Source organism: Lysobacter sp. A378, from assembly GCF_054052125.1.
This window is the reverse complement of sequence record NZ_JBSVRK010000001.1, coordinates 842,485-849,196: the sequence shown is the minus strand read 5'-3', so window position 1 is coordinate 849,196 and position 6,712 is coordinate 842,485. Positions and strand designations below refer to the sequence as shown.

The 6,712-nt window shown below is 64.7% G+C and carries 4 protein-coding genes and 2 pseudogenes; 1 reads left to right on the top strand and 5 read right to left on the bottom strand.

Features of this window, described 5'->3' with window-relative positions; translation table 11 throughout:
* Positions 1-490 (top strand): pentapeptide repeat-containing protein (locus ACW7G1_RS03760; RefSeq protein ID WP_456978836.1); only part of this gene is annotated, 490 nt, incomplete at its 5' end.
* Here the strand turns inward: ACW7G1_RS03760 and ACW7G1_RS03755 are convergent.
* The 5 genes and pseudogenes from ACW7G1_RS03755 to pilG all read right to left on the bottom strand — a co-directional run.
* A pseudogene (locus tag ACW7G1_RS03755) lies at positions 453-3,134 on the bottom strand (Hpt domain-containing protein); the annotation flags it as partial. The gene ACW7G1_RS03760 and the pseudogene ACW7G1_RS03755 overlap by 38 nt on opposite strands.
* 97 nt (positions 3,135-3,231) lie before the next feature.
* A complete protein-coding gene (locus ACW7G1_RS03750) occupies positions 3,232-5,253 on the bottom strand; it encodes a methyl-accepting chemotaxis protein (RefSeq protein ID WP_456978411.1) in 2,022 nt (673 codons plus the stop codon).
* A 67-nt stretch (positions 5,254-5,320) separates the two neighbouring features.
* Positions 5,321-5,881: pseudogene (locus ACW7G1_RS03745) on the bottom strand (chemotaxis protein CheW); the annotation flags it as partial.
* Positions 5,878-6,243 (bottom strand): response regulator, encoded by a 366-nt coding sequence (locus ACW7G1_RS03740; protein ID WP_456962301.1) that lies wholly within the window; start codon positions 6,241-6,243, stop codon positions 5,878-5,880. The gene ACW7G1_RS03740 and the pseudogene ACW7G1_RS03745, both read right to left, overlap by 4 nt.
* A gap of 19 nt (positions 6,244-6,262) precedes the next feature.
* Complete coding sequence (gene pilG / locus ACW7G1_RS03735; RefSeq protein WP_456978410.1) at positions 6,263-6,664, bottom strand: twitching motility response regulator PilG; 402 nt, start codon at positions 6,662-6,664, stop codon at positions 6,263-6,265.
* Positions 6,665-6,712: the final 48 nt, after the last annotated feature.

The window sequence follows — 6,712 nt, the reverse complement described above, 5'->3', positions numbered from 1 at the left end:
GCTTCGATCCGCTCGGCTTCGATCCGCTCGGCTTCGATCCGCTCGGCTTCGATCCGCTCGGCTTCGATCCGCTCGGCTTCGATCCGCTCGGCTTCGATCCGCTCGGCTTCGATCCGCTCGGCTTCGGCCCGCTCCAGCTCGGCGCTTTCGGTATCAGTCAGCGTGGCCTCGTCAGCCACCCCGGCATCGTCGTCACCCGCATAGGGGGTCAGATCAACCATCGATATCCCGCTGGTGGCAACTGCCGGCAGTGGGACGTCGATGTCGACCAGTGGCCCCGATGCCCGCGCATTGGGCAGGCTGTCGCGCAATGCTCGCATCCGCTCGGCCACACCGGCGAACTCCGGCACCCGCGGCCGCTCCGATTGCAGTGCGGCAAGCGTGCTGGCGACGGCGGTCGCAACCCCGGCAATCGCCAAGACACCCTCGGCGGTGGCCGGCAATCCGGTGGCCAACAGTCGCCGGACATAGGCCTCTGCCGGCGTGGTGATCTCGGTAATGACGGGCACTTCCGTCATCGCGAACGCGCCATTGAGGGTGTGGATCGCACGCTGCAACTGGTCATCGGCCGGCTGCGGCTGATCCTGACAAGTGCTCAGCCAGTCCTGGATCGTGCCCAAGTGCCCGGTGACTTCGGTACCGAGGATCTCCAGCAGTACCGGGTCGACCGACGCGGGAATTCCGGACGGTTCCTCGGCCAGCACTGGCGTCTCGAATCCTTCTGACTCCGGTGCCCGGTCAGCCACGTCGGGTTCGGGTTCGGGCTCGCCAGCAGCGCCGATATCAACCGGGCTTTCCACCTCCACGGCCGTCGCGATGGTCGGGGTATGGAACGCTTCCTCGCCCTCGGCGATCCGATCGGCAACAGACTGCAGGCCCTCCAGATCAGCGGTGATCTCCCCGACACCTTGCAGCGCCGCGTGCAACTGGGGCAGCGCGATGTGCGCATGCTCGACGATCGCCACGACCGCGGGGCTGGCCAGGCGCGTGCCTTCCAGTACGCGGTTGAGGACATTCTCGATCTTCCAGCTGAATTCACCCAGGGTGCTGGCCCCGACCAGGCGCCCGCTGCCCTTGAGGGTATGGAAGACGCGACGCAACGAGCGCAGCTGCTCCATGTTTTCAGGCGCCTGGCGCCAGACGGACAGCTGTGTCCCCAGATTACCGATCTCCTCCTCCAGCTCCTCCAGGAAGACTTCGCGGATCTCGTCGTCGATGTCGTCGTTGCTTCCAAAACCATCGACACCGCGGCCCACCAGGACGACCGGCCCGGAGCTATGCGCTTCGACTCCGGTCTTGACTGCAGGCGCGTCCGGATCCGGCTCCGCGGTCTCGTGCAGGATTGGGGCATCGACCGACAACCGGTCGATCGCGGCGGCAGCCTCGTCCTCATCCCGCGACGACAGGGGTGATGGCGTCACGACCTGGTCGGCGTCGAGTGGTGCCGGCACTGGCCAGTAACCCAGTGTCGCCAGGCTATGACGGGCGATCTCCAGAATGCGGTCGCGGCTGGGCCGCTGCTCGCGCAGCGCTTCCAGGTAGTACTCGACACTGGCCAGGGCGTCGGCCATGGTGTCCAGCTGCTTCCCGTTGGGGACACGTTTGCGGTCGATCAGCTCGACCTCGACATAACGTTGTATCCCAAACAGGTAATCCGCCGGCAGGTTGAAATCCAGGATGCGCAATGCACCGCTGACCTCCCCGAGCAGGCGCGGAACCTCGACCAGCTCGGCGTGGTCCCAGTTGGTCTCCACGAACGCGACGAACGACTGGCGGGCGTCACCGAAGTTCGCAATCGCCTCGCGTACCACGACCTCAAGGATCTTGCGCGACTCGCTCGCCAGCAGATCCTCGTCGGCGTGATCGTCGGACAATCCCAACCGGGCGACTTGCTCGTCGAGCGAGGCGTCCACATACAAAAGCGCGCCGGCGACATCCAGCAAGACGGATTCTTCTGCCGCGCGCTGGCCGGAGACGATCTCCTGCATCGCATCGCGTTGCTGCACCACCACGCCGCGAGCGATTCCAAGCCCGAGCATGCCGAGGGTGTCGCTGACCCGGCCAAGCGTCTCCACTTGCGGGCGCAGGTCTTCCACCCCGGTCTGACCCGTGCGCAGATGCAGATCGAGTGCGTCCTTCACTCGCAACAGGTCTTCCTTGAGCGCGCTGGATACGGTATCCAGCAACGCGCGATTGCGGCCACTCAGGCTGCCTCGAGCGTGCTCGAGCTCCGATACAGTGGGTGGTGCCACATCCAGCTCGAAGGTCTTGCGCAGACTGTCCAGTGCCGGATGGCCGTCGTCACTATGGGCAACGTGGTACAGCAGTTGTCGGGTTGGCTCGGCATTGGGCTCGCCGCCCGGTGCACGGTAGCCGGTTTCGCCCAGCAGCTGCCGCGCCTCACGTTCCACGCCGCCAAAGGCGAGGCGCAAGGTGCGCGTCGGAGGCAGTGCGCCGTCACGCAGCGCACCGGCAACCGATGATGCGACCCACAGCATGCGTCGCAATGGCTCGATCGAGACTTCCGAAAGCAGGCCATCGACCAACTGGGCCAGCCGCGCGGCATCCGCCGGCGCGCCGTTCTCGGGCCATTGCGCCAGCTCCCGACCCAGTGCCACGAGGTTCTCACTGGCCGGCTGTCGGCCGGTGCGAATCGTGTCCGCGCTCTGCCGGGGTGCCGGCAAGTCGACCGGCAACGGTCGGTTCATATTCGGCGCGAACAAGACACTTTCGTTCAGTCCGGCCTCGCCCCGCGTGGCGCGCAACTCGTTGAGCAGCGGCAGCAATACGATCGGAATATCCCGGTGGCCACCCTGCAGGCGCTCAAGGTAATCGGGCAACTGCACCACCCCGCGCATCAGCATCGTGCAGGCGTCGTCGCGATCGCTGATCTCGCCATGTAGCAAGGCCAGGGCCAGTCGCTCCATTTCCTCGGCAACCATTGCCGGCGCGTACAGCTCCACCATGCGCAAGGTCCCGTGGACCTGGTGCAGGTGGCTGGCGCAGGTCCGCATCGCGCTGCCGTCGCCAGGCGATTCGGCATACGCCTCGATCTCCTGGCGCGCCAGGCGCAAGGTCTCGTCCAGCTCCGGCTTGATCCAACCCAGCGTGGTGGTGTCGATCGCGTCGCGCATCACTGTCATCACGCAGCACTCCACTGGTTGGCGAGCGGGCGCAGGGGTTGCGAGCGACCGGGTGTCAGGCTGTTCATCCGTCGATCCAATTTTCGCCTCAGGCCGGGAGCTTGAAGTCGGCAACCGAACGCCGCAGGTCGGCGGCCAGTTGCGCCAGGTTTCCAATCGACTGCGCGGTCTGGTTGGCGCCCTCGGTGGTTTGCGAGGTGATCTGCTGGATCGTGTTCATGGTCTGGGTGATATTGGCCGCCGCGCCAGACTGCTGTTGCGCGGCCGTCGAGATCCCCTGGATCAATCCGGACAGATCCGAGGAGACCTTCTCGATCTCGCCCAGCGCGGTACCCGCGTCCTCCGCCAGACGCGCACCTGACACCACCTCGGTGGTGGTCTGCTCCATCGAGCTGACAGCCTCGTTGGTATCGGATTGAATGGTCTGGACCAGCGACTCGATCCGCTTGGTCGCATTGGATGAGCGCTCCGCAAGACGCTGCACTTCATCGGCCACCACCGCGAACCCGCGGCCGGCCTCACCGGCCGAAGCCGCCTGGATGGCCGCGTTCAGCGCCAGGATGTTGGTCTGCTCGGAAATGTCGTTGATCAGCTCAACGATCGAGCCGATCTCCTGGGAGGACTCGCCCAGGCGCTTGATGCGCTTGGAGGTCTCCTGGATCTGGTCACGGATGTTGTCCATGCCCTGAATCGTCTGGCGCACCACGCCGGCACCGGCCGTCGCGATCTGCACCGAGCGCTGTGCCACGTCAGCCGATTCCGCGGAGTTCTTCGAGACCTGGTCGATACTGGCGGCAATTTCGCTGATACGACCCGAGGCGGAAGTAATCTCCTGCGCCTGATGCTGCGCCGCGTCGGCCAGGTGCATGGCCGTGGCCTGCGTCTCCTGCGCGCTGGAGGCGACCTGGACCGAGGTGTCGGTAATGGTCTGTACCAGGCTGCGCAACTGCTCGACGGCGAAGTTGATGGAGTCTGCAATGGCGCCGGTCATGTCTTCCGTCACGGTCGCCTTGACGGTCAGATCGCCTTCTGCCAGCGAGCCCATTTCGTCCAGCAGGCGCATGATCGCCTCCTGGTTGCGGTCATTGAGCTCCTTGCTGGTGCTGTAGCGGGCATGCTGGGCGCGGTTCAGCGAGAACAGCAGTCCGGCAATCGCCAGCAACGCGACCAAACCGGAGATGATGGATACCCACAGGTTGCCCAGCAAGCTGGTGTCCTTCAATGAGCCGAATGCGTTGAAGGCATCAAACAGCGAGCGACTTTCGGACAGCAATTTGTCCGAGCCAGTGGTGATCGCGTCGGCCGCGGCCTGGGCACTGAACAGGTTCTGTGAACTTCCCAGGATCGCATCCAGGTCGGTCTTCATCGCCGTCCACAACGTTTCAGCCTGGCCCAGGGCGTTCAAGGCGTTGGCGTTGCTCAGCGCCGTGATGCCGGTGCCCTCATCGCCATTGCGCAAGCCGGCCAGCACGTTCCCGAATACCGCAGCGTCGCGAGCCAGGCCTTCACCCGCGGCTTCGGCAGTGTTTCCGCCGGCGCGGATCTCGGTCACCCGCCGGGCCATGGTCCCCGACAACACGACCTGGCGCAGCGCGTAGTAGACCTGTGACGATGGCGAGCCGCTGGCGGACATCGCGCGCACCAGCTCGTCCAGCCGCGCCTGCAGGTCCGGGACCTGTTTGGTGAAGCTGTTGGCACTACCGGCCAGGCCAAGCACGGCCTTCTCGCTGGCGATTACCTGCTGTGCACTTTTGTCCAACGGCGCCCAGGTCTGGCTGACATCACCGATTGCCCCGGATACCCCGGGGGTGTCACCGAAGTTCGTGGTCAGGTCGCCGATGTTCGCATCGACTTCCGCCTTGGTTGCCTTGAACGAGGTGAACGCCGCCTGGTCGCCACCGACGGCTTCCCGGCCGCGCACTGCCAGCTGCTGCGACAGCACCTGCAGGTTCGAGGCCGATGTACTGGCACCACCCAGGCGCGCGGCCTTCCAGGTTGCATAACCGGTATTCAGGCCGAAAATCAGCACCGAAAAGCCCAGCACGATCAACCAGGTATTGACCCCGATGTTGCGGGTCTTGCCGGCGACGGAATTCATTTCAGTGCTCATGTTCGACCTCAAGTGCGTTGCTGGCGTGGGTTTCATTGCCGTGGAGTTCGGCGCGCGGCGATTCAAAGGCCGCCTGCCTGAATTCCGGGGTTCGGGCCAGCCGGTCCAGGCTGAACACCCCCCAGGGATGCTCGCCGAGGCGGTAAGCCCGGCTGATGAAATGGGTATAACGGCCTTCGATCAAGCCGGCATGGCCTGATCCATCGGCGGGCTCCAGCTGGGACTCGTTGAAGCTTCGTTGGCCGAACAGCTCGTCGACCAACACCGCGACGTCGCCGCCCGGCTGGCGCACCAGCAATATGCGCTGGGCTTCGTGCAGCACGGTGCGCTCGCCTTCCATGAACTGGCGAAGGTCCACTACCGGCAACAGGTTTCCGCGCACGTTGGCCAGGCCCAGCAGCCATGAGCGCGCGCCCGGCACCGGTGTGACCTGGGGCAGCGGCAGGATCTCCAGCACCTCGTCAAACCCGGAGGCGAGCCGACGATTGCCTATGCGATAACCCACGCCGCGCCACAGGCCGGGCGCTTCCAGCTGCTCTGGCAGCCCGGCGACATGCGCCAGGCTGCGGCGCTCGTAATTGACCAGGATCGCAAACGGATCCGGCGCCGTCGCCAGCGGGTGGTTCACGGCCCCAGCAGCTCGTTGATGCGCGCGATCAACTCGTCTTCGCGTGGCGGCTTGACGATGTAGTCCCGGGCGCCCTGCCGCAGGCCCCAGGCCTTGTCGGTTTCCATGCCCTTGGTGCTGACGATCAATACCGGTATGGCCTTGGTGGCCTCATCGCGCGACAAGGCGCGAGTCGCCTGGAAACCATTCATCCCCGGCAGGATCACGTCCATCAACACCAGGTCCGGCTGCTCGCGGCGACAGGTATCGATGCCGTCCTCGGCGTTGCCCGAAGCGAGCACTTCATGTCCGTTGCGTTCCAGCAACTGGGTCAGGACCGCCGTATCAGTCGGCGAATCCTCGATCAGAAGAATACGTGCCATTGGTTGCCTTACCCCCCGGTCAGGCGTTGTTGACGTGCGTTCGTATGGCGTCGAGGAGTTCCCCGCGCGTAAATGGTTTGGTCAGGTACTGCTGGGAGCCCACGATGCGGCCACGCGCCTTGTCGAACAGGCCGTCCTTGGAGGACAGCATGATCACCGGCGTGCTCTTGAAAACCTGGTTGTTCTTGATCAGCGCACAGGTCTGGTAGCCATCCAGGCGCGGCATCATGATATCCACGAAGATGATCTGCGGCTGCTGGTCGGCGATCTTTGCCAGCGCCTCGAAACCATCGGTGGCGGTCACCACCTCGCAGCCCTCACGCTTGAGCAATGTCTCGGCGGTACGGCGGATGGTCTTGGAGTCATCAATCACCATGACCCGCAAACCATCAAGGCTGCCGTTGCGAACCTCGTCGTGCATCTTCAAATGTCCCCGATATCCCAATGCGAAGCGCCAATGCCAAATCCC

Bases quoted from the DNA above. Each gene is read 5' to 3' on its own strand.
- pilG (WP_456978410.1), bottom strand. From the start codon at position 6,664: ATGCACGACGAGGTTCGCAACGGCAGCCTTGATGGTTTGCGGGTCATG.
- ACW7G1_RS03740 (WP_456962301.1), bottom strand. From the start codon at position 6,243: ATGGCACGTATTCTTCTGATCGAGGATTCGCCGACTGATACGGCGGTC.
- ACW7G1_RS03750 (WP_456978411.1), bottom strand. From the start codon at position 5,253: ATGAGCACTGAAATGAATTCCGTCGCCGGCAAGACCCGCAACATCGGG.